At 23.5% G+C, this 3,220-nt stretch carries 4 protein-coding genes and 1 pseudogene; all 5 read left to right on the top strand.

Going from position 1 to position 3,220, the window contains the following annotated elements; genetic code table 11:
• Positions 1-212: pseudogene (locus OYV_RS05090) on the top strand (hypothetical protein); the annotation flags it as partial.
• A gap of 180 nt (positions 213-392) precedes the next feature.
• Positions 393-923: a DUF2963 domain-containing protein gene (locus OYV_RS04700; protein ID WP_081931939.1), complete on the top strand. Its 531-nt coding sequence runs from the start codon at positions 393-395 to the stop codon at positions 921-923.
• Between the two features lie 2 nt (positions 924-925).
• A complete protein-coding gene (locus OYV_RS03105) occupies positions 926-1,384 on the top strand; it encodes a hypothetical protein (RefSeq protein ID WP_042068234.1) in 459 nt (152 codons plus the stop codon).
• A gap of 23 nt (positions 1,385-1,407) precedes the next feature.
• Complete coding sequence (locus OYV_RS03100; protein ID WP_015060426.1) at positions 1,408-1,722, top strand: single-stranded DNA-binding protein; 315 nt, start codon at positions 1,408-1,410, stop codon at positions 1,720-1,722.
• Between the two features lie 47 nt (positions 1,723-1,769).
• On the top strand, positions 1,770-3,074 hold the full coding sequence (locus tag OYV_RS03095; RefSeq protein WP_042068233.1) for a hypothetical protein: 1,305 nt from the start codon (positions 1,770-1,772) through the stop codon (positions 3,072-3,074).
• The last annotated feature ends 146 nt before the right edge of the window (positions 3,075-3,220 follow it).

The raw sequence follows: 3,220 nt of genomic DNA, 5'->3' as shown, positions 1-3,220 counted from the left end.
ATAAGCCCATTAAACTTTTTGTTTTAGGATTATATTATTTTATACTATTATTAAAATATTTATTTACTCCCAAATCAGAATCAAAACAACCAGTTGAAACTGATAATTCTAATCTAGATGAATTAAAACAATTAAATAAAAAAATATCTGATTTAGAATACAGACTTAATTTACAAAAGAAACAAAATGTTATTAAAAAAGATTATAAATAAAAACCCCTAAATCCCCAAAGGGGACTTTATAGGAGGGGTGTAATAGGTTAATTCTTAATATGCATCGGCTGGCCGCCTAATTCGCTCTGCTCGTCTTTGAATACTTTTATACTTAATTTACAAAAAAAACAAAATGTTATTAAACCAGTTGAAAATAAATATCAAAAAAGAGGTTAAATTATGAAAACCAATGATCAAACAAAATCAAATAATAAAATCTTTATCATTTGGGGATTGTTTATATCAGTATCTGTTGTTGGTCTTTTAATACTTTTATTATTATTTTTACAACCAAAACAATCCCAACAATCGTTTAATCAACCAGTAGAGGCTAAACCTATTCAATCTTTTTCACAACAAGAACAAGAAACATATAATGCTATTTTGAAAAAAATTGACAGAGAAGTTGACAAATTATCAATTGAAGAAAAAATAGTTTATAGTCCAGATGGTAAAATAAAACATATTAAAATATTAGATTCTACAACTAAAAAAGAAATTAAAAGAATTATTTATCATGATGATGGTAAAACTATTTTTTACATAGAAACATTTGACTCTCAAACAGGTAAAAAAATTAAAGAAGACACATATAAAGATGGTGGTAAAATACTAAATTATATTGTGGAATTTAATCCTACAACAGGTGAAAAAATTAAAATAACTTATTACAACCAAGACGGAACTGTTAAAGAAGAAAAAACTTTTTAATCATGAATAATAAAAAAAGAAAAATAATCTTGATCGTTTTGGTTGTCTTCATCTCCATTATTCTTCTAATTCTCTTATTCCTTTTAGGTTTAAGATTACCTAAATTATTTAAATCAATTCAAGATAAAAATAAAGTTGAAACCCAATCTCAATATCAAACTCAATATATCCATGATACTAATAAAGTTAATAATATAATTGGATTAATTAATGCTTTAAAACATTTAAAGCAATTAAAAGAATCCAAAAACAAAAAACAAAACAAAGAACAAAAAAAACAAGAAGAAGCCCAATATCAATTTGATTGGAATTCAAATTATGATAACGATGATAATAAATTAGTTAAAGATATTGCAGTTGTAAGTTTAACTATTGGTGCAGGAGTTATTAGTTGTGTAGTTCTAACACCCATATTTGCCTCTGTAGGTCCAATTGCAGCTCCTCTTGCTTTATTACTTTAATTTAAATAGAAAGGAGAATTTAAATGTTAAATAAAGTTCAATTAATCGGTAATATCACTCATGATCTAGAACCAACAACTATTAATACTAATGAGGGTGAAATATCTAAATTAGATTTTAGTATAGCTGTTAATATCAAAGATAAAGTTAATTTTATTCCATGTGTTATTTTTAGAACCCAAGCAGACAATATGTTTATGTATCTTCATAAAGGTTCTAAAGTATATGTAGAAGGATCTTTATCAGTTGAAAGATATACTAATAGTGATGGAGAAAATAAAACCTCAACTAAAGTTATTGTTCAAAAAGTTATCTTTTTAGATAACAAAAATAAATAAAATAAGCCCCTAAACTAATAGGGGCTTATACAAGAAAGAGATAAAAAATGAAAAAAACAAATAAAGTTAAAAAAGAAACAATATTTAAAGCTCAAAATATTTTTTTAACTTATTCTCAATGTGATTTATCTAAAGAAGAAATTAAAACTTTTATCATTAATATTTGTGATGAAAAAAAAATTCAAATTAATTATTTAGTTGTTGGGATTGAAAACCATCAAGATCATAAAGGTAAACATCATCATGTTTTTTTTCAATTAAATAAAAGATTACAAACAAGGGATTTAACCATTTTTAATATTCCTAAAAATAATAAAGAAAAAAAATTAATTGATAATGAAAACATTAAAATTAAAGATTTTTTTTATTCTCCTCATATAGAACCACGTCCAGGTAATCCTATTAAAGATACTACTGACGTACGTAATTATGTAAAAAAAGATGGCGACTTCATTGAAGAAGGCACCTTTAAACATGTTCGTTATATTAAATTATCTAAAAATGAAAAACCTACTGAATTAGAAAGTTTAACTAATAATTATTTTTTAAAGTTAAGAGAAGAATATCAACAAAAAGAAATTAATATTTCAAAAACTAAAAATGAAATATTTAAAAAGTTAAAATTATATGCTGAATCATTAGAACCTAATTATGCTTTTAAAAATGCAAAAAGATTCAAAAACATGGTATTTGAATATATCTTTGAATCTGATATTAAAGAGTTCCCCATCTTTGATTTCTGCACTTTTAAAAAGATACCTATTTTAACTTCTACATATGAGATTTTAGAAACCCAAAAAGAACAATTATCAAATAGTATTTCTAAAAGATTTAAAACTTTGATTGTTGAAGGAAATTCAAAATCTGGTAAAACCCAATTTTTCAAAAGTGTTTTAACTAATCTTGAATTACCCTTTAATTATATCAAAGATGATGTAGATTTTTCAGATGAAAATTATGATGAAGATAAATATGTTAATATTTATGATGATATTGATATTTATGATATTCAAGCAAGAAACTTAACTAAAGTAGTAATAGGTAATCAAAAAGATTCTATTGTCAATATGAAATATAAACCAAGAACTAAAATTAAAGGTTCTGATATTAGTATTATGTTAGTTAATGAAGATACTTCAATTGAAAAATATTGTTTTGATAATTTCAAAAGAGGTAGAAAAGAATATAAGTATATCCGAGAAAATGCTATTTTTATTAATTTAGATAAACATACTATTACTCATTATGAATATCAAAAATATGAAAACGAACAAGCTGTAATTCAACATTTTGAAATACCGAAAAATTGGGATGGATTATTGTATTTTTTAGACCAAAAAAATAAAAGTTAAAAAATAGACCAAAATATTTCTTGGTCTTTTTTTGTAAGTAATTTCCTTAAAAAAAACGCACTATAAAACTTTACCGTTTTTAAACTTTGGTACATTTCAAGAATTAATTTTTTCATTATATCGTTTTTTATTAGGTTTTTCCTATC

It is taken from the genome of 'Chrysanthemum coronarium' phytoplasma (assembly GCF_000744065.1).
In the GTDB taxonomy this organism is placed as follows: Bacteria; Bacillota_I; Bacilli_A; order Acholeplasmatales; family Acholeplasmataceae; genus Phytoplasma; species Phytoplasma asteris.
The sequence above is the reverse complement of the archived record's forward strand: the minus strand, read 5'-3'. Positions and strand labels throughout refer to the sequence as shown.